23 protein-coding genes are annotated in these 18,938 nt (G+C 62.3%); 11 read left to right on the top strand and 12 right to left on the bottom strand.

Annotation, left to right across the window (positions count from 1 at the left end):
- Positions 1-12: 12 nt before the first annotated feature.
- Positions 13-426, top strand: a complete 414-nt coding sequence (locus tag JET17_RS00545) for a hypothetical protein (RefSeq protein ID WP_012312061.1) — start codon at positions 13-15, stop codon at positions 424-426.
- A gap of 39 nt (positions 427-465) precedes the next feature.
- On the opposite strand, the gene JET17_RS00540 is transcribed toward JET17_RS00545, so the two are convergent.
- Both JET17_RS00540 and JET17_RS00535 read right to left on the bottom strand, forming a co-directional pair.
- A complete protein-coding gene (locus JET17_RS00540) occupies positions 466-696 on the bottom strand; it encodes a DUF1161 domain-containing protein (RefSeq protein ID WP_012312060.1) in 231 nt (76 codons plus the stop codon).
- Between the two features lie 73 nt (positions 697-769).
- Positions 770-1,195, bottom strand: coding sequence for an OsmC family protein (locus JET17_RS00535; RefSeq protein WP_012312059.1), 426 nt, complete (start codon positions 1,193-1,195; stop codon positions 770-772).
- Between the two features lie 154 nt (positions 1,196-1,349).
- On the opposite strand from JET17_RS00535, the gene JET17_RS00530 reads away from it, so the two are divergent.
- Positions 1,350-2,354: an LLM class flavin-dependent oxidoreductase gene (locus tag JET17_RS00530; RefSeq protein WP_012312058.1), complete on the top strand. Its 1,005-nt coding sequence runs from the start codon at positions 1,350-1,352 to the stop codon at positions 2,352-2,354.
- 97 nt (positions 2,355-2,451) lie between these two features.
- On the opposite strand, the gene JET17_RS00525 is transcribed toward JET17_RS00530, so the two are convergent.
- Complete coding sequence (locus tag JET17_RS00525; RefSeq protein WP_012312057.1) at positions 2,452-2,673, bottom strand: DUF1161 domain-containing protein; 222 nt, start codon at positions 2,671-2,673, stop codon at positions 2,452-2,454.
- Between the two features lie 102 nt (positions 2,674-2,775).
- The gene (locus JET17_RS00520) at positions 2,776-2,991 is read right to left on the bottom strand and encodes a dodecin (RefSeq protein WP_012312056.1); all 216 of its coding nucleotides are present in this window, start codon (positions 2,989-2,991) and stop codon (positions 2,776-2,778) included.
- A 150-nt stretch (positions 2,992-3,141) separates the two neighbouring features.
- Here JET17_RS00520 and JET17_RS00515 point away from each other — a divergent pair, with 150 nt between their 5' ends.
- Positions 3,142-3,465 carry a DUF883 family protein gene (locus tag JET17_RS00515; RefSeq protein ID WP_012312055.1) on the top strand — a complete coding sequence of 108 codons (324 nt, stop codon included), beginning with the start codon at positions 3,142-3,144 and terminating at the stop codon, positions 3,463-3,465.
- Here the strand turns inward: JET17_RS00515 and JET17_RS00510 are convergent.
- Positions 3,462-4,358, bottom strand: a complete 897-nt coding sequence (locus JET17_RS00510) for a LysR family transcriptional regulator (protein ID WP_012312054.1) — start codon at positions 4,356-4,358, stop codon at positions 3,462-3,464. The genes JET17_RS00515 and JET17_RS00510 overlap by 4 nt on opposite strands.
- Positions 4,359-4,468: 110 nt before the next feature.
- On the opposite strand from JET17_RS00510, the gene trpB reads away from it, so the two are divergent.
- On the top strand, positions 4,469-5,686 hold the full coding sequence (gene trpB, locus JET17_RS00505; RefSeq protein WP_012312053.1) for a tryptophan synthase subunit beta: 1,218 nt from the start codon (positions 4,469-4,471) through the stop codon (positions 5,684-5,686).
- A complete protein-coding gene (gene trpA / locus JET17_RS00500) occupies positions 5,683-6,492 on the top strand; it encodes a tryptophan synthase subunit alpha (RefSeq protein WP_012312052.1) in 810 nt (269 codons plus the stop codon). The genes trpB and trpA overlap by 4 nt, the downstream gene beginning before the upstream one ends.
- A 48-nt stretch (positions 6,493-6,540) precedes the next feature.
- Here the strand turns inward: trpA and JET17_RS00495 are convergent, their stop codons facing one another.
- Positions 6,541-6,873 carry a DOPA 4,5-dioxygenase family protein gene (locus JET17_RS00495; RefSeq protein ID WP_012312051.1) on the bottom strand — a complete coding sequence of 111 codons (333 nt, stop codon included), beginning with the start codon at positions 6,871-6,873 and terminating at the stop codon, positions 6,541-6,543.
- A gap of 53 nt (positions 6,874-6,926) precedes the next feature.
- On the opposite strand from JET17_RS00495, the gene JET17_RS00490 reads away from it, so the two are divergent.
- A complete protein-coding gene (locus JET17_RS00490) occupies positions 6,927-7,475 on the top strand; it encodes an NAD(P)H-binding protein (protein ID WP_012312050.1) in 549 nt (182 codons plus the stop codon).
- A gap of 93 nt (positions 7,476-7,568) precedes the next feature.
- Here JET17_RS00490 and JET17_RS00485 read toward each other — a convergent pair whose 3' ends face one another.
- Complete coding sequence (locus tag JET17_RS00485) at positions 7,569-8,468, bottom strand: choline sulfate utilization transcriptional regulator (RefSeq protein ID WP_012312049.1); 900 nt, start codon at positions 8,466-8,468, stop codon at positions 7,569-7,571.
- A 109-nt stretch (positions 8,469-8,577) separates the two neighbouring features.
- Here JET17_RS00485 and betC point away from each other — a divergent pair, with 109 nt between their 5' ends.
- From betC to JET17_RS00470, 3 genes are all read left to right on the top strand, one after another.
- Positions 8,578-10,095, top strand: coding sequence for a choline-sulfatase (betC, locus tag JET17_RS00480; protein WP_012312048.1), 1,518 nt, complete (start codon positions 8,578-8,580; stop codon positions 10,093-10,095).
- Positions 10,096-10,109: 14 nt separating this feature from the next.
- The gene (gene choX, locus JET17_RS00475; protein ID WP_012312047.1) at positions 10,110-11,033 is read left to right on the top strand and encodes a choline ABC transporter substrate-binding protein; all 924 of its coding nucleotides are present in this window, start codon (positions 10,110-10,112) and stop codon (positions 11,031-11,033) included.
- A 153-nt stretch (positions 11,034-11,186) separates the two neighbouring features.
- Entirely contained in the window at positions 11,187-12,752 is a 1,566-nt protein-coding gene (locus tag JET17_RS00470; RefSeq protein ID WP_012312046.1) for a SulP family inorganic anion transporter, read from the top strand.
- A gap of 91 nt (positions 12,753-12,843) precedes the next feature.
- On the opposite strand, the gene aroE is transcribed toward JET17_RS00470, so the two are convergent.
- Both aroE and hemF read right to left on the bottom strand, forming a co-directional pair.
- Positions 12,844-13,668 (bottom strand): shikimate dehydrogenase, encoded by an 825-nt coding sequence (gene aroE, locus JET17_RS00465; RefSeq protein WP_012312045.1) that lies wholly within the window; start codon positions 13,666-13,668, stop codon positions 12,844-12,846.
- Positions 13,669-13,693: 25 nt separating this feature from the next.
- The gene (gene hemF / locus JET17_RS00460) at positions 13,694-14,605 is read right to left on the bottom strand and encodes an oxygen-dependent coproporphyrinogen oxidase (protein WP_012312044.1); all 912 of its coding nucleotides are present in this window, start codon (positions 14,603-14,605) and stop codon (positions 13,694-13,696) included.
- A 134-nt stretch (positions 14,606-14,739) separates the two neighbouring features.
- Between hemF and JET17_RS00455 the strand changes: the two genes are divergently transcribed.
- Positions 14,740-15,717, top strand: a complete 978-nt coding sequence (locus JET17_RS00455; protein WP_012312043.1) for an NADPH:quinone reductase — start codon at positions 14,740-14,742, stop codon at positions 15,715-15,717.
- Between the two features lie 107 nt (positions 15,718-15,824).
- Here JET17_RS00455 and JET17_RS00450 read toward each other — a convergent pair whose 3' ends face one another.
- The 3 genes from JET17_RS00450 to dprA all read right to left on the bottom strand — a co-directional run bounded on the left by JET17_RS00450 (position 15,825) and on the right by dprA (position 18,204).
- A complete protein-coding gene (locus JET17_RS00450; RefSeq protein ID WP_012312042.1) occupies positions 15,825-16,127 on the bottom strand; it encodes a hypothetical protein in 303 nt (100 codons plus the stop codon).
- Positions 16,128-16,510: 383 nt separating this feature from the next.
- On the bottom strand, positions 16,511-17,068 hold the full coding sequence (locus JET17_RS00445) for an L-threonylcarbamoyladenylate synthase (protein WP_012312041.1): 558 nt from the start codon (positions 17,066-17,068) through the stop codon (positions 16,511-16,513).
- Positions 17,069-17,106: 38 nt separating this feature from the next.
- Positions 17,107-18,204 carry a DNA-processing protein DprA gene (dprA, locus tag JET17_RS00440; RefSeq protein ID WP_012312040.1) on the bottom strand — a complete coding sequence of 366 codons (1,098 nt, stop codon included), beginning with the start codon at positions 18,202-18,204 and terminating at the stop codon, positions 17,107-17,109.
- Positions 18,205-18,410: 206 nt separating this feature from the next.
- Between dprA and def the strand changes: the two genes are divergently transcribed.
- Positions 18,411-18,917 (top strand): peptide deformylase, encoded by a 507-nt coding sequence (gene def / locus JET17_RS00435; protein WP_012312039.1) that lies wholly within the window; start codon positions 18,411-18,413, stop codon positions 18,915-18,917.
- Positions 18,918-18,938: the final 21 nt, after the last annotated feature.

Here is an 18,938-nt window from a genome sequence, read left to right as displayed (position 1 = left end):
GGGAGTTTCGCCATGCGCCAGCCCATGATGCTGATGGCCCTCAGTGCATTGGGGGCATGCGCCAGCCCCTTGCCCCCCGTAGACCCCAAGCAGGCCTGGGTCGACCTCTACACCATCACGCCCGGCCGAGTCATCATGGCGGACAAGCTCGACGGCAAGCGCCTGGAGGACGGCCGTTACTTCCAGGTCACGCCCGGCAAGCACGAACTGGTGGTGCGCTTCGATTATGAAATTTACGGGGGCGGCATGATGAGCCAGCCCAGGGATCGAACCTGTTACCTGACCGTGCGCTTTGACGATTTCAAGGCAGGCGAACGCTATCGTCTGGAGGCGCGTGCACCAGTAATGGAACCGCAAGTGCTTTTGTATGACGCCAGCCGCACAGTGGTGGTCAACGAACCCAGCAATGTGTTCTGTATTCCCTGAAACCGGGGGCTGCTTCCCAGCCCCGGTTCCCATTAGCGATCATCCGTTCTTCTGATAAATGATCTTTTTGGTCCCGCCATCACAGCTGCCAACGATCATGTTCTGGTCCTTGACCTCACTGTTGGGCACGATCTCCAGCGTGTACGACGGCACACCCTGAGCCTGGATCTTGGCTTCGATCTCGGCCTTCAGTTCCTCGCACGGTTTGACCGCCGCCAAGGCAGAAGTGGCCAGCAGAGACGCCAACACAGCGATTGCGACGCGTATCATGGCACGGCTCCTGGATGGGCAGCTGCGCTGCCGATGCTGTTTAGACTACAGCAAACCGAAGCTGTTGCGCCGCCTAGCCCACCAAGGTGGCGTCCAGGCTGATCTTCGCGTTCAACACCTTGGACACCGGGCAGCCAGCTTTGGCCTTGTTGGCAATGTCCAGAAACTGGGCTTCACTCGCGCCAGGCACCTTGGCCTTCAGCACCAGGTGCACAGCAGTGATGGCGAAGCCATCGGGCTGTTTTTCCAGAGTCACTTCAGCGATCGTATCGATACGGTCGGGCGTCAGCCCCGCCTCGCCGAGCATCATCGACAGCGCCATCGAGAAGCAGCCAGCATGGGCCGCGCCGATCAACTCCTCTGGATTGGTGCCGGGCGAGCCTTCGAAGCGGGTGTTGAAACCATAGGGGTTCTGCTTTAGCGCGCCGCTTTCAGTCGAAATAACGCCTTTGCCGTCCTTCAGGCCACCTTGCCAGATAGCCGATGCAGTCTTTTTCATGATGCCTCCTGGTCACTCGGTTACGTATCTATGGGTTCAGAGGCTACCCACCTTCGGCAAGTTCAGATCAATCGCACCGCAAGCATTGAATCTTCCGAATGTGCCCATACAGAGTTTAAAAGGCCTTCGGCCAATCACTTTTGCGGAGGCTCCAATGACGCAGCTGCGTGACCTGAAAATTTCCACCCTCGACCTGGTGCCGGTACGGGCCGACTCTGGCCCGGCGCAAGCGTTGCGCAATTCGCTGGACCTGGCCCAGCATGTCGAGCGCTTTGGCTACAACCGCTTCTGGGTTGCCGAACACCACAACATGGACGGCATCGCCAGCTCCGCGACCTCGGTGCTGATCGGTTACCTGGCGGGGGGTACTTCAACCATCCGTGTCGGCTCCGGTGGCGTCATGCTGCCCAACCATGCCCCCTTGGTGATCGCCGAGCAGTTCGGCACGTTAGCCAGCCTTTATCCAGGGCGTATCGATCTGGGCCTGGGCCGTGCGCCGGGCTCCGACCAAATGACCGCACGCGCCCTGCGCCGAGAGCGTTCGGGCAGCGCCGATGATTTCCCGGACGATGTCGAAGAATTGTCGCGCTACCTTGGCCCGCGCACAGATGATCAAAAAGTGATCGCCGTACCTGGCCACGACACCGAGGTGCCGATGTGGCTGCTCGGCTCCAGCCTGTTCAGCGCACAGCTGGCCGGCATGCGCGGCATGCCCTACGCCTTCGCCTCGCACTTCGCGCCGCGCTACATGCATGAGGCGATCCGTATCTACCGCGACCATTTCAAGCCGTCTACCACGCTCGACAAGCCTTACGTGATGCTGGGCATTCCGATGGTGGTGGCCGAAACCGACGACAAAGCCGAGTTCCTGGCCACTTCGGTGTACCAGCGTATTCTTGCCCTGATACGCGGGCAGAGCCTTATGCAACGCAAGCCGGTACCGAGCATGGATGGGCTGTGGCTGCCACATGAGCGCGATGCGGTGGGTAGCTTCCTGGGCCTGGCGATGATCGGCAACCCGCAGAAGGTGAAGGCCAAGGTCGAGGTGCTACTGGAGCAGACCGGGGCGGACGAGCTGATCTTTACCTGCGACCTGTATGAGCATGAGGACCGGATCAGGTCGTATGAGTTGTTGGCGCAAGCCTTGAAATCGGAGTAGGCCCCATTCGCCGGCAAGCCGGCTTCCACTGGGAACTCCAAGGCCGCGAGATATTGGAAACGCAGTGGGGCAGGCTTGCTGGCGGTTGGGCCAGCGCTCAACCACGCCGGTAGACAATTTCCTTGCTGCCACCTTCACAGCTCCCCACAACCTTGCCAGCGGGGTCTCCCTTACTGACGATCTCAAGTGTGTAGCCCTTCACACCTTTGGCATCCAGCTTCGCGGCAATCTCGGCCTTGAGCTCCTCGCAAGGCTTGCCCGCCGCCAGCGCGCCACCCGCCAGCGTCATCAGGCCCACCGCCAGAATCAGTTTCTTCATCACTCGCTTTCCTTGTGCAGATGAAAATGGGAAGGGGCGCCGGCAAAGGCGCCCCTGTCTGTATTACGCCATCACGCCGGCCTTTGCCAGCCAGACCCTGTTTCAGCTATTGGCGATGCGGAAGCCCACTTTGAGCGTGACCTGAAAGTGCGCCACCTTGTTGCCTTCGATGTGGCCACGGGTGTCGACCACTTCGAACCATTCCAGATGCTTGATGCTCTTGGCCGCTTCGGCCAAGGCATTGTTTATTGCGTCTTCGATGCTGGTGGTCGAGGAACCTACCAGCTCGATCTTCTTGTAGGTGTGATGATCGGTCATGAGCGCTCTCCTTGGGTGACAGTGAAATTGAGCCTAGCAGTGCCGGCCTGGTTTACCTGCGAGCCGTCAGGCTGGGCGAAAGTTCGATCGCACTTTCGCCCCGGGCCGCAGTCGCAATCCATACAGTCCATACTGCAAAGGAGAGTCACCATGCACCGCAATTCGCTGCGTAAAACATCCCTGGAAAGCATGGAAGCGGAGATCGAAAGCCTCCTTAAGAGCCTGGAGAGCCTCAAGCATGATGCGTCGGAGGAGTCGCAGAAGTCTGTGAAGGCAATCCGCAGCAACGCCGAAAGCGCGTTGAAACACTCGCGCAGCCTGCTTAGCGATGCTTATGAGGAAGTGAAGACCCGCACCCGCCAGACCGGTATCGCAACCCGTGATTATGCTCAGGAGCACCCGGTGACCACTGCTGGCGTAGCCATCGGCGCGCTCGGCCTGCTCGCGGCGTACCTGTTGTACCGCCGCAACTAACCTGCCTGCCGCTCCAGTTCGCGGCGCAGCCACTGCGCCAGCTGCTCGGCGCGCCCGTCTGCGGCGCGCCGTGGCACCCAAAGTGCCAGCGCCGCTGCAGTAGGGGAAAAGCCCCACGGTGCGCTGAGTCGCCCGGCACGCAAGTCATCCGCCACCAGCGGCTGCGGTGCGATAGCCACCCCCAGCCCTGCCACAGCCGCCTCCAGCAGGTAATACAAATGCTCGAAGGCCTGCCCATACTGCAGTGCAGCCGGGTCCAACCCCTGTTGTCCGGCCCAGGTCGGCCACGCCTGCGGGCGTGAGGTGGTATGCAGCAAGGCTTCGTCCAGCAGCGCCACGGTGGGCGCACTGCGCAACCGCTCGAAACCGGTAAAGTGTGGGCTCAACACTGGCCCGATACGCTCTTCGGCCAATACATGTACCTGCATGTCCGCAGGCCAAGGGGGTTCGGCATACACCAGCAGCGCATCGAGCCCCGGCCGACGCGGATCAAGGTCGCCTTCCCCTGCTGACAGATGCAGCCGCAACTCTGGTAGGTCTGCTTTCAGGCGCCCAAGCCGGGGAATGAACCATCGCGCCAGCAGGCTACCCGAGCACCCCAGCACGAATGGCGCCTCGCTGACATCCCGGCTGAGTTCGGCGCAGACACTGCGCAGCCTGTCGAACGCTTCACCACTGGCATCACGCAGCCTGACCCCGGCATCTGTGAGTTTGATGCCACGCCCGTCCTTGACGAACAAGGCCACACCCAGGTGTTCCTCCAGCACCTTGATCTGCCGGCTCACGGCGCCATGAGTCACATGCAGCGCTTCGGCAGCCTGGCTGACGCTATTGAGCCTGGCGGTGGATTCGAAGGCCCGCAGGGCGTTCAGGGGAGGGAGGTCGTGGGCCATTTGACGTGTGAGTTTTCCTGACAGGTTTGCGCAATCTTATCGGTTTTCAGCCGGGCTTGCCGTGGTTAGAGTAAAGCCCATCACTCATTCATTACGCCCTGGAGCGCCCCATGACCCAGTCCCAATACCGCCCCGGCCCCGACGCCAACGGCCTGTTCGGCTCGTTCGGTGGCCGCTATGTGGCCGAAACCCTGATGCCGCTGGTGCTGGATCTGGCCCGCGAATACGAAGCCGCCAAGGCCGACCCCAAGTTCCTCGAAGAACTGGCCTACTTCCAGCGCGACTACATCGGCCGCCCCAACCCGCTGTATTTCGCCGAGCGCCTGACCGAGCATTGCGGCGGCGCCAAGATTTTCTTCAAACGTGAAGAGCTCAACCACACCGGCGCGCACAAGGTGAACAACTGCATCGGCCAAGTGCTGCTGGCCAAGCGCATGGGCAAAAAACGCCTGATCGCCGAAACCGGCGCCGGCATGCACGGCGTGGCCACTGCCACCGTCGCCGCACGCTTCGGGCTACCCTGCGTGATCTACATGGGTGCAACCGACATCGAGCGCCAGCAGGCCAACGTGTTCCGCATGAAGCTGCTGGGCGCCGAGATCGTCCCGGTTACTGCCGGCACCGGCACACTGAAAGACGCAATGAACGAAGCCCTGCGCGACTGGGTCACCAACGTCGACGACACCTTCTACCTGATCGGTACCGTGGCCGGCCCGCACCCGTACCCTGCAATGGTCCGCGATTTCCAGTCGATCATCGGCAAAGAGACCCGCGCCCAGTTGCAAGAAAAGGAAGGTCGCCTGCCCGACAGCCTGATTGCCTGTGTTGGCGGTGGCTCCAATGCCATGGGCCTGTTCCACGAATTCCTCGAAGACGAGAGCGTCAAGATCATTGGTGTGGAAGCCGGTGGCCATGGCGTGAACACCGGCAAGCATGCGGCCAGCCTCAACGGCGGCGTACCCGGCGTGCTGCACGGCAACCGTACCTACCTGCTACAGGACGATGACGGCCAGATCACTGACGCCCACTCGATTTCGGCCGGCCTCGACTACCCGGGCATCGGCCCCGAGCATGCCTACCTGCATGAAGTGAAGCGTGTGGAGTACGTCAGCATCACTGACGATGAGGCCCTCGACGCGTTCCACGCCACCTGCCGCCTGGAAGGCATCATCCCTGCCCTGGAAACCTCGCACGCCCTGGCAGAAGCGATCAAGCGCGCGCCGAACCTGCCCAAGGACCACCTGATGGTCATCTGCCTGTCAGGCCGTGGCGACAAAGACATGCAAACCGTGATGAACCACATGGCCGCCCAGGAGAAACAGGCATGAGCCGTCTTGAACAACGCTTTGCCGAGCTGAAAGCCGAAGGCCGCTCCGCACTGGTAACCTTCGTCACCGCCGGCGACCCTGGCTACGATGCCTCACTGCAGATCCTCAAGGGCCTGCCGGCGGCCGGTGCCGATGTGATCGAACTGGGCATGCCGTTCACCGACCCGATGGCCGATGGCGTAGCCATCCAGCTGGCCACGCTGCGTGCGCTGGAAGCAGGCCAGAACCTGGCCAAGACCCTGCAGATGGTGCGTGAATTCCGCGTCGACAACCAGGCCACACCGATCGTGCTGATGGGTTACTACAACCCGATCCACCGCTTTGGTGTAGAGAAATTCGTCGCAGAAGCCAAAGAAGCGGGTGTCGATGGCCTGATCATCGTCGACCTGCCGCCGGAGCACGATGCTGAGCTCGCCACCCCGGCCCAGGCCGCTGGCATCGACTTCATTCGCCTGACCACCCCAACCACCGACGATGCGCGCCTGCCACGGGTGCTGGAGCGCAGCTCCGGGTTCGTCTATTACGTGTCGGTGGCAGGCGTGACCGGCGCCGGCTCGGCAACCACCGAGCACGTGACCGAAGCCATCGCCCGCCTGCGTCGGCATACCGATCTGCCGATCAGCGTTGGCTTCGGCATTCGTACACCAGAGCAGGCCGCAGCGATTGCGCGCCTGGCTGATGGCGTGGTGGTGGGGTCGGCGCTGGTCGACAAGATCGCCCAGGCCAAGGACGCCGATCAGGCCGTTGCCGATGTATTGAGCCTGTGCTCTGCGCTGGCTGAAGGTGTGCGCGGCGCTCGACGCTGATCCGCTTGGCCTCTTCGCGGGTTTGTCCGCGAAGAGGCCACCACATCGCTAACCGCCAAAAACCGACAACTTCAAAGGCCGCAAAGCCCCCATCCAGATCGCATGATCGCGGTGATCCGCCAGCTCATCCCCGGTCAGCGGGTGCAGAAACACCACCAACCCCTTGCGATACAACGCCAACCACGGCAACACCACGCCCAACACCTCCGGCCCGAACGCCAGCTGGCAGCTCCAGTCCGGGTGCGGCCCGACCGGCTTCTCGTGCATGCGCCCCATGGTCACGGGGAACAGCCGCGCCGCCTCCTCGCACAGCTCACGCGCTTGCTCGATAGTCGATGCGTCGTAATAAACGTGGGCGTGATAGCCCTTGATCCTCTGCACGATGTCTCCTGATTGCGGTCAAACCATCACCCACCTGCAAAGGGAGTGATGCAGTGAAAAATGCCGAAACCCCAGTATTCAAGCTGGTGCTGTTCGGGGCTGAAAGCAGCCTGGGCAGTGCCCTGATGGTCGAGTTGCTGTCACGTCAGCACGAGGTCACTGCCGTGGTCGATGACCTCAACCGCCATGCTCCGCGCCCGGGCCTGCATTTTAAGATAGGCGGGCTGGGTGATGCCGACCAGGCGGAGCAGGGCGCAGCAGGGGGCTCGGCGGTGATTGCCCTGTTGTCGGCGCTGGCGTCGGGTGACCTTGCAGCGCAAGGTCGGATGAGCGAAGCGTTGGTGGCCGGGCTTTCTCGCACGACTATACGCCGGGTGCTGCTGGTGGGCGATTTTGATGTGCTGGATGCGCCGGGCAAGTACACCGAAGCGGAGCGTGAGTGCGTGGACCAGGTTGTGGATGCACTGCAACGCAGCCCTTTGCACTGGACATTGATCAATGCGCCACAGGCACTGATGGACCTGGAGCGAATGGCGGCGGGGATGGCCGATATGCTCGAGCTGGATCTGCATCGGGGCGAGCATCTGAACTTCGTGACGTAGAGCGCCGGGGCCTACAGGTACTGCGCGAGCTCAAGTCCTGCCATGGACCCGTGGGAGCTGGCTTGCCGGCGATGGGCTGCGCAGCAGCCCCAATCACTGACTCCGCTCATCTTCCAGCCAATCCACAAACCGCTCGATCAGCGCCCCACGCCGCTTGCGCGGCGGCAACACCACGTAATACCCCCGCGCCGAGCGCAAGCTCCCCTCCAGCGGCCGGCACAGCAACCCTTGCTCGACCAGCCCATCGACCAGATGCCGCCAGCCGATCGCTACCCCTTGCCCGGCAATTGCCGCCTGGACCAACAGCGTGTAGTTATCGAACCGAAGCTGCCCGGGCGGCGGCGGGCTTTGCACGCCAAAGCCACGAAACACCCCCGCCCAGTCGAACCAGCGGCTGGCCTGTTCGCCACGCAGATGAAGCAGTGGCAAGCGTTGCAAAGCCGCGGCTGACAAGGGTTTGCCATGAGTCAGCCGAGGGCTGCAGACCGGGAATACTTCTTCATCGAACAGCCAGCGGCTCTCGCCTTGATGGAACCGCCCATCCCCAAACAACACCGCCACATCGATATCCGGCCGCAGCATCCCCTGGCTGCGCTCACCGGTCACCAGGCTAACGTCCACCTGTGGATAAGCGTCGTGGAACCGCTGCAACCGCGGCATCAGCCAGAACGCTGCGAAGGCGAAATCGGTGGCCACCTGCAGTACTTCGCGCTGGCCCCGCCCGCTGGCTTGGGCAATGCCGTCATCCATGGCCTGCAGGCCTTGATGAACCTGCTCGAACAATAGCTGCCCGGCATCGGTCAGCGCGATGCCGCGGTAGATACGGTCAAACAGACGCGTGCCCAACCGAGCCTCCAGCCGTTTGACCTGCTGGCTTACCGCCGGCTGGGTAGTGCCCAACTCCAGCGCCGCAGCCGTGAAACCACGCAAGCGGGCAGCGGCCTCGAAAACGCGCAATGCGTCGAGCGACAAGTCGGCAAGGTGATCAAACATAAGCTCAGCTAATCCCAGGCATTGCCCGCGATGGGCTTTACCCAAGTTATTCACAGCCGCATCTTGATAGGCAAGCAGTTCGCATAACCTTCAACGATGGAATCGAACCATGACGCAACCGAATATCCTGTTCATCATGGCCGACCAGATGGCCGCGCCGATCTTGCCGATATATGGCCCTTCACCGATTCAGATGCCCCATCTGAGCCGCCTGGCCGATCAGGCGGTGGTGTTCGATTCTGCCTACTGCAACAGCCCGCTGTGCGCACCCTCGCGCTTTACCCTGGTAAGCGGCCAGTTGCCCAGTCGTATTGGCGCCTACGACAACGCCGCCGACTTCCCGGCCGATATCCCGACCTACGCCCACTACCTGCGCCGGCTCGGCTACCGCACCGCGCTGTCGGGCAAGATGCATTTCTGCGGCCCGGACCAGTTGCACGGCTACGAAGAACGCTTGACCAGCGACATCTACCCCGCCGACTACGGCTGGGCAGTTAACTGGGATGCCCCGGACAAGCGCGCAAGCTGGTATCACAACATGTCATCGGTATTGCAGGCCGGCCCTTGCGTGCGTACTAACCAGCTGGATTTCGACGAAGAAGTGGTATTCAAGGCCCGTCAGTACCTTTACGACCATGTCCGCGAGAACGATGGTCGGCCGTTCTGCCTCACCGTGTCCATGACCCACCCCCACGACCCGTACACCATCCCCAAGCGCTACTGGGATCGCTACGAGGGTGTGGATATCCCCATGCCCCGTACCGAATTCGGCCAGCACGAACTCGACCCGCACTCACAGCGCCTGCTCAAGGTGTACGACCTGTGGAACAAGCCCCTGCCTGTGGACAAGATCCGCGATGCACGCCGTGCCTACTTCGGTGCCTGCAGCTACATCGACGACAACATCGGCCAGCTGTTGCAGACCCTGGAGGAGTGCAACCTGGCCGACGACACCCTGGTCGTTTTCTCTGGCGATCACGGCGACATGCTTGGCGAGCGCGGGCTCTGGTACAAGATGCACTGGTTCGAGATGTCGGCGCGGGTGCCGCTGCTGGTCCACGCGCCCAAGCGCTTCGCCCCGACGCGGGTCAGTGCTTCGGTATCGACCTGCGACCTGCTGCCGACGCTGGTCGAGCTTGCCGGCGGTACTGTGGATAAAAGCTTGCATCTGGACGGCCAATCGCTGCTCGGCCACCTGCAAGGGCAGGGTGGCCATGACCAAGTGATCGGCGAGTACATGGCCGAGGGTACCGTCGGACCATTGATGATGATCCGCCGTGGCTCGTACAAGTTCGTGTACAGCGAAGACGACCCATGTTTACTCTATGACCTGAGCCGCGACCCGCACGAGCGGGAGAACCTCACCGGCAGCCCGGACCATCAGGCGCTGCTGCAGGCATTTGTCGACGAAGCACGCCAGCGCTGGGATATCCCCGGCCTGCGCCAGCAGGTACTGGCCAGCCAGCGGCGCCGCCGCCTGGTTGCCGAAGCGCTGGCCATCGGCAAACTGAAAAGCTGGGACCACCAACCGCTGGTGGATGCCAGCCAACAGTACATGCGCAACCACATCGATCTCGACGACCTCGAGCGCAAGGCACGTTATCCACAGCCCGCACCCCTGGATTGAGAAGAGAAGCCGCCATGCAGAAGTTCTCCACCATCGTGTTCGCCCTGGCCCTGAGCCTGGGCACCGCCACGGCCCACGCCGAAAACGCGCAATGCAGCACCGTAAGGATGGCCGACCCCGGCTGGAGCGACATCGCCACTACCAACGCCATCGCCCGCTTGCTTCTGGAGAGCCTGGGCTATCAGGTGAAGATCGACAGCCTGGCGGTGCCGATCATCTACGGCGGCCTAAAGGACGGTAAGGTCGATGCCTTCCTGGGTAACTGGATGCCGGCGCATCAGGGTTTTCATGACAAGTTCGTTGCCAATGGCGATGTGCACCAGCTGTCGCGCAACCTTGAAGGCACCGAGTTCACCCTGGCGGTACCCGATTACGTGTGGGATGCCGGCGTGAAAAGCTTCGCCGACCTGCAACAGCATGCCGATCAGTTCGACAAGAAGCTGTACGGAATCGGCTCGGGCGCGCCCGCCAACCTGTCGCTGAAGGAGATCATCGACAAGAATGAATTCGATCTCGGCCAATGGAAGCTGGTCGAATCAAGCGAACAGGCAATGCTGGCGCAGGTCGACCGCGCCGTGAAGAAAAACCAGTACATCACCTTCCTGGGCTGGACCCCGCACCCGATGAACGTAAAACTGAAGATGCATTACCTGACGGGCGGGGAGAAGTGGTTCGGCAGCAAGGGTGAGGTCTATACCCTGACGCGCAAAGGTTATCCACAAGCCTGCCCTAACCCCGCAAAATTGTTGGGTAACCTGACATTCACCCTGGACATGGAAAACAGCATCATGGCTGAGGTTGTAGATAAGAAGATCAGTTTCGATGAAGCGGCCAAGGCGTGGGTCAAGGCGCATCCAGATCTGCTTCAAAAGTGGCTTGATGGAGTGACCACCAGTTCTGGCGGCGATGCCAAAGAGGCTGTCAACGCCAAACTCTGATTGGTTTATCTGTTAGGTTGCTGGGGCCGCGTTGCGGCCCATTCGCGACGCAAGGCCGCTCCTACACGCAGGGTACGATTTGGCGTAGGAGCGGCCTTGTGTCGCGAAACGAGGGCAAAGCCCTCGCCTGCGCTCTTGAATCAGGAACTGCCCATGCCCCGCTTAAACCACCTGCTGCCCTTCTTGACCTGGCTGCCCCGTCAATCGGGCCGCAGCCTGCGCGAGGACCTGCTGGTCGGCCTGAGCGGTGCCATCCTTGCCCTGCCGCAATCCATCGCCTATGCCCTGATCGCCGGCCTGCCTGCCGAATATGGTCTTTATGCGGCCATCGTGCCGGTATTGGTCGCCTGCCTGTGGGGCTCGTCCTGGTACCTGATTTGCGGACCGACCGCCGCCATCTCCATCGTCCTTTACGCCAGCATCAGCCCCTTGGCGGTGGCCGGTAGTGCCGATTACGTGACCCTTGTGCTGCTGCTGACCTTTCTCGCTGGCATCTTCCAACTGCTGCTCGGGCTGCTACGCTTCGGCGCACTGGTCAATTTCGTTTCCCATTCGGTGGTGCTTGGCTTCACCCTGGGCGCCGCCATCGTCATTGCCCTCGGCCAGTTACCCAACCTGCTGGGTATGGACTTGCCGAGCCAGGCCACGGCGTTTAAAACAGTACAAGACTTGGCAAGCCATGCTGGTGAGGTCGACTTGCCGTCCTTGATACTGGGCTTGGGCACCGTCCTTGTCGGTATGGCCTTCAAACTTTGGCGGCCACGCTGGCCGAGCCTGTTGATAAGCCTCATCGTAATCAGCCTGGTGGCGTGGCTGCTGCCTGGTTTCTTCGGCCATGTACCGCGGGTGCCAGCGTTCACCGGCCAGCTCCCCCCAGTCAGCCCACTGCCGTTACTGGATGTGGAGCTGATGCTGCGCCTGCTGCCCAGTGCCGTGGCGGTGGGCATGCTGGGCCTGGTAACCAGCCTGTCGATTGCCCGTTCGCTGTCGGCACGCTCCGAACAGCTTATCGACGCCGACCAGGAAATCCGCGCCCAGGGGATGTCGAACATCGTCGGTTCATTTTTTTCCGGCTACCTGTCTTCTGGCTCCTTCACCCGCTCTGGGCTCAGCTACGACGCTGGCGCCCGCTCGCCCATGGCCGGGGTGTTCTCGGCGCTTTGGGTGGCGCTGTTCGCCGTCACCGGTGCAGGGTTGATCGCACACCTGCCGATACCGGCCATGGCCGGCAGTATCCTGCTGATCTGCTGGGGCCTGGTGGACCACCGGGGCATCCGTGCGCTGTTCAGGGTCAGCCGGTCGGAGTTCCTGGTTATGGCCCTGACTGCTGCAGCAACCTTGCTGCTGGAGCTGCAGACAGCGATTTATGCCGGTGTGCTGGCTTCGCTGTTCTTCTACCTCAAGCGCACTTCACGGCCACGCGTGCAGCAGAGCCGCGAAGGGCAGGCCGACGTGCTGCGGGTGGGCGGGTCGATCTTCTTCGGTGCGGCGCACTACCTGCAGGTGCGCCTGCAGCGTTGCCAGGGCCCGCATGTGGTGATCGATGCACGCCAGGTGAATTTCATCGATTACTCGGGTGTGGACATGTTGCACCGCGAGGCACGGCGGTTGCGCCGGGCCGGAGGGAGCCTGACCTTGCTTCGGGCAAGGCCGCAGGTGGTCGAGGAATTGCAGAAGCTGGAAGGGGTGGAGCTTTGCCCCATTCAATTTGCGGAGTGATCTTCGGGGCTGCTTGCCAAGGCCTGAGGCCGGCGCTGTACCTGTAGGAGCTGGCTTGCCGGCGATGGGCCGCAAAGCGGCCCCAGAAATCTCAGCCCCGAGCGAGCTGCCGGCGCAACTCAGCCAGCACCGGCGCCGTTTCCGGACGTACCCCACGCCAGATGAAGAACGCCTCCGCCGCCTGCTCTGCCAACATGCCCAGCCCATCCAGCACCTTGGCCGCCCCCAGCTTGCTGGCCCACTGGCAGAATGGCGTCGGCTCCTTGCCATACATCATGTCGTAGCACACGGTGCGCCCGGCCTCGACCAGGCTGTCGGCAATCGGCGGCAGCTCGCCGGACAGGCTCGCCGACGTGGCGTTGATGATCACGTCCACCGGCTCCTGCAGCCAGGCGAAACCGCTAGCCATCACCGGCCCCATCTCATCGAACTCGCGTGCCAGCTGCTCGGCCTTTTCCAGTGTGCGGTTGGCAATTACCAAGGACTGAGGGTCATGCGCCAGGATCGGCTCCAGCACGCCGCGCACTGCGCCGCCGGCGCCAAGGATCAGAATACGTTTGCCAGTCAGTTCAACCCCGGCATTCACTGTAAGGTCGCGCACCAGGCCGGCGCCATCAGTGTTATCGCCCCGCAGCGAGCCATCGGCCAGCTTGCTCAAGGTGTTCACCGCCCCGGCCCGTTGGGCGCGCGGGGTGAGGCTGTCACACAGGCGGTAGGCCTCTTCCTTGAATGGCACGGTCACGTTGGCGCCACGGCCTTGCTTGAAAAAGCCCCGGGCGCAGTCACTGAACTCGTCTAGCGGCGCCAGCAGGGTGGCGTACTCCAAGTCCTGGCCGGTCTGTTCGGCGAACAGGCGGTGAATCAACGGCGACTTGCTGTGGCCGATCGGATTACCAAATACGACGTACTGGTCCATGAGGGCTCCTCGGTTATCCACAAGCTTAATGGGCAAGCCAATCGCGGTCTTGCAGGAAGTACTCGGTCAGGCGCGCTTCTTCGCTGCCAGGTGCCGCCTTCCAGTCGTAGCCCCAGCGTACTTGCGGTGGCAGCGACATCAGGATCGATTCGGTACGGCCGCCGGACTGCAGGCCGAAGAGTGTGCCACGGTCATACACCAGGTTGAACTCCACATAGCGCCCGCGGCGGTACTCTTGGAACTCGCGCTGCTCGGCGGTATAGGGCGTGTCCTTGCGGCGCTGGACGATCGGCAGGTAGGCATCGACGTAGGCATCGCCGATGGCGCGGATGAAGGCGAAGCAGGTATCGAAGCCCCACTCGTTCAAGTCATCGAAGAACAGCCCGCCGATGCCGCGCGGCTCGCCACGGTGCTTGATGTGAAAGTAACGGTCGCACCAGGCCTTGTAGCGCGGGTACACGTCGGCGCCGAACGGCGCGCAGGCCTGTTCGGCCACGCGGTGCCAGTGGATGCAGTCTTCCTCGTTGCCGTAGTAGGGGGTCAGGTCGAAGCCGCCGCCAAACCACCACACAGCTTCTTCACCTTCTTTTTCGGCGATGAAGAAGCGCACGTTGGCGTGGGAAGTCGGCACGTGCGGGTTATGCGGGTGGATCACCAGCGACACGCCCAAGGCCTCGAAGCCACGGCCTGCCAGCTCGGGGCGGTGGGCGCTGGCCGACGGAGGCAGGCCGCTACCGAACACGTGGGAGAAGTTGACGCCGCCTTTCTCGATCAGCTTGCCGTCGCCGATCACCCGCGTGCGGCCCCCGCCACCGGCTTCGCGCACCCAGGCATCCTCGACGAAGCGGGCGCCGCCGTCCTCAGTTTCGAGGGCAGAACAGATGCGGTCTTGCAGGTCGAGCAGGTAGGCTTTCACGGCCTCGGTGCGGCTAGTCATCGGGTCACCAGGAACGGGCAGGGAAGAATTCGCCGCGTAGCATACCACCGGCAGCTGGCGCGCCGCAGTTGACGGCGATCAAGCAAAGGCGTCCGATAGAAGGCCTTCCCCGATCCCGACAACAGGAGTGCGAGATGGCCAAGCGTATCCAGTTCAGCCAGCATGGCGGCCCGGAAGTATTGCAGCTGGTGGAGTTCGACCCGGCACCGCCCGGGGCGCAGCAGGTCCGAGTGCGTAACCATGCGATCGGTTTGAACTTCATCGACACCTATTTCCGCAGCGGGCTGTATGCCCCGCCTGCGCTGCCTTCATGCCTGGGCACCGAGGGTGCCGGGGTAGTCGAGGCGGTAGGTGAGGGCGTCACCCGCCTGAAAGTGGGCGACCGCGTGGCCTATGGCGGCGGCCCGCTGGGTGCCTACAGCGAGGTGCACACCTTGCCGGAGGCCAACCTGGTCAAGCTGCCCGACAACATCAGCTTCGAGCAGGCGGCGGCGGTGATGCTCAAGGGCCTGACCGTGCAGTACCTGCTCAAGCAGACCTACGCCGTGCAGCCGGGCGATGTGATCCTGTTCCACGCCGCCGCCGGGGGGGTGGGCTCGCTGGCATGCCAATGGGCCAAGGCGCTGGGGGCCAAGCTGATCGGTACCGTCAGTTCGGCCGAGAAAGCAGAGCGGGCCAAGGCACTGGGCGCCTGGGAGACCATTGACTACAGCCGCGAGGATGTGGCCAAGCGCGTGCTGGAGCTGACCGATGGCAAGAAATGCCCGGTGGTGTATGACGGCGTGGGTGCCGACACTTGGCTGACCTCGCTGGACTGCCTGCAACCGCGCGGCTTGATGGTGAGCTTTGGCAATGCGTCGGGCGCCGTGAGCGGGGTGAACCTGGGGATCCTGGCGCAGAAAGGGTCGCTGTATGTCACACGGCCGACCTTGGCCAGTTATGCCAACAATGCCGAGAACACCCAGGCCATGGCGGATGACCTGTTTGCGGTGATCGCCAGTGGCAAGGTGGTTGTGGATATCCAGCAGCGGTATCCGTTGAGTGAGGCGGCCAAGGCGCAGAGCGAGCTGTCGGCGCGGCGGACGGTGGGGTCGACTGTTTTGTTGCCTTGAGTGCCTGGCTTGGAGCTTTTAGAGCCTTTGAGATAGAGCGCCGTGCGGACGGCGCTCGTTCTACGCAAGAATGCAAAAACCAAGGCGAGCACCTGCAAGCCTCACAACTACCTCTGCTGCGCAGGCGCTGACTCGATGCCATCAAGCATCGCCTCTACCAACCCCTCCGCCATCTCGATCGCATGCAGGTTCGACCAGTACATGCCGCGGCCTTCTTCGCGCAGGTAATCGAGGGTCTTGTAGCCAGTCTCGTAGGCACAGCGCAGGTAGAGGGCTACGTGGACCAAGGCGTCTGCGGCGGAAATGTCGGGGTTTACGGTGAACAGCGCTGAATGGCCGGCGTCGCAGCGGCCGAAGGGGCGGGTGGAAGTGCAGGGAAGTGGTGGATCTGGGACGAGTTTCTTGATCATGGAAAATGCTCCTCAATGCCGCTACCAATCACTACCACGTGAATTGGGTGGCGACTGTCCGCGAGGTGGTAGACCCGGGCATTTTCCAATCCAGGCAGGCTCGAAAGCCTCCCGCGCACAGCCGCCATAGACTGTCATGGAAATGATGCATCCGGGCTACCACACCCGATCGCCAAGTTGTTCGGCGACGGTCTGAAGCCTAGAGACAGGACTTCCCACTGAGAAGGTGATGGTATTCGATGCGGGTTGTAGGAGTTTTCCCAAACTGATGTGCTGGCAGCATTCAGGGCCGCTTTGCGGCCCATTCGCCGGCAAGCCGGCTCCCACACAATTCCAGTGGGAGCCGGCTTGCCGGCGATTCGAGGGCGCAGCCCTCGCCAGCGTCAACCCGGGCGGACGATCTCGCCCGTGGCCAGGTTACGAATCACACTCGGATTCTTCCGCCCACCCAGGGCCCCACCCAGCACCATGTCCAGGTCACCATGAAAATACTGCTCCACTCGCAACCGGCTCTTCGCCGCCGGGCGCCCGCCCGGGTTGCAAGAAGTGGAAATCAACGGCCCGACCAGCGCGCACAACTCGCGCACCTGCGGGTGATCACTGACCCGCAGTGCCACGGTGTCATGCTGCCCCGTCACCCACTCCGGCAACAGGTCCTGGTGCGGCACCAGCCAGGTATTGGGCCCAGGCCAGGTGCTGCCCATGCGGTCGATCCAGTCCTCGGGGAAATCCTCGAACAGAAAGTCGAACTGGCGGATGTTGTCGGCGACCAGGATCAGCCCTTTATCCACAGGCCGCGACTTGAGCGCCAGCAAGCGATACACCGCGTCCTCGTTCCATGGGTCGCAGCCCAGGCCCCAGACCGCTTCAGTCGGGTAGGCGATCACCGCACCGGCCCGAATCTCACGCGCGGCTTGTTGCACACGCCAACTGCTCACCATTTGTGTCTCTCCGCATTTAAGCCATGCGCGCAGTTTACTTAGCCAGCGCGGGCAAACCAACGCCCGGCTTCATTGGTCACCCGGCCCTCGAGCTCCAGCTCGGTCAATTGCGCCAATACTTGCGCCAAGGGCAGCTCACTACAAGCAGCCAGTGCCTCGCTGGTCTGCGGTGCAGCATGCAGCAAGGCAAGCAATGGATGGGACGGTTTATCCACAACTGCCGGCGGCAGGTTCTGCCAACCCTGCAAGCTTTCCAGGATCTGCCCCACGCTTTCCACCAGCAGTGCGCCGTCGCGAATCAACTGGTGGCAGCCTTTGGCGCCGGGGTGGTGGATCGAGCCGGGAACGGCGTAAACCTCGCGGCCTTGCTCGGCGGCCAGACGGGCTGTGATCAAAGAACCGCTGGCCAGGCTCGCCTCAACCACCAGCACACCGAGTGACAGGCCACTGATGATGCGATTGCGTCGCGGAAAGTTACCCGGCAGCGGCCCGGCATCGAGCGGGTACTCGGAGACCAGCGCGCTACCGCTGTCGATCATCGCTTTGGCCAGGTCACGGTGGCGCTGTGGATAAAGTTTTTGCAGCCCAGTGCCTAACACACCGATCGTGCCTCCCCCGGCCTGCAATGCGGCCCGATGAGCGGCACCGTCGATTCCCAAAGCAAGCCCACTGGTGATGGTGAAGCCGGCCTGCGAGAGGTAACGGGAAAATGCCTTGGCGGTATCGAGCGCCGGGGGTGAAGCACGCCTGCTGCCCACTATTGCCAGCTGTGGCCTTTCGAGCAAAGCCGGGTCGCCTGCGACGAAAAGCAGCGGCGGGGCATCATCGATTTCGCCCAGTAGCGCGGGGTAGCCGGGGCTGTCCCACATCAGCAAATGCTGGCCCGGATGCTCTATCCAGGCCATTGCAGCCAGCGCTCCGTCGCGTACTTCGGCACTGCGCCGGGCGTCGATGGTGGCCTGCGCAATGCCCAGCGCACGCCAGGCGCCCGCCGGTGCACTGAGCGCTGAAGAAGCACTGCCAAAGGCTTGCAGCAAGGTGTGAAAGCGACGCAATCCCGTCTCGGGAAGGCGGTGCAGACGTAACCGCGCTTCCAGTTCGGCAGGCGGGCAAAGCGACGAATGGTGGAACGGCATAGAGATCATCCTTGATCGAAACAGGGCCATTTACGTGGCACAACCTGTGGATAAGTTTGTGGGTAACACTTTGAAAAGCTGTCCATTAAATGGACGCTATCAAGCCCATAAACACCCTAGACGAGCTTGCCAGGTGCCGAAATCGTCGATTCCCTTTATTATGTATGCTCAGTTTTCAACCGAACGCACAGTGATTGCCTGACCCTATGGCCATTTTGAACATTCTCGAATTCCCAGACCCGCGCCTGCGCACCATCGCCAAACCGGTGACGGAGTTCGACGACGCCCTGCGCCAGCTGATCGACGACATGTTTGAAACCATGTACGAAGCGCCTGGCATCGGCCTGGCTGCCACCCAGGTCAACGTCCACAAACAGATTGTGGTCATGGACCTGAGCGAAGACCGCAGCGAGCCGCGGGTCTTCATCAACCCTTCGGTCGAAGAGCTGACCCACGACATGGGCCAGTACCAGGAAGGATGCCTGTCGGTGCCGGGCTTCTACGAGAACGTCGACCGCCCGCTGCGGGTTCGCGTCAAGGCGCAGGACCGTGACGGCAAGCCTTTCGAGCTTGAAGCCGAAGGGCTGCTGGCGGTATGCGTGCAGCACGAGTTCGATCACCTCAACGGCAAGCTGTTCGTCGACTACCTGTCGCAGCTCAAGCGCGACCGGATCAAGAAGAAGCTGGAAAAGCAGCACCGCCAGCAAGCCTGATCCCACCTTCCAGAAGGCTTG

The sequence above is a fragment of the Pseudomonas putida genome, from assembly GCF_016406145.1.
GTDB lineage: Bacteria > Pseudomonadota > Gammaproteobacteria > Pseudomonadales > Pseudomonadaceae > Aquipseudomonas > Aquipseudomonas putida_E.
Note: the sequence above shows the minus strand (reverse complement) of the source record. Positions and strands in the feature narration are given on the sequence as shown.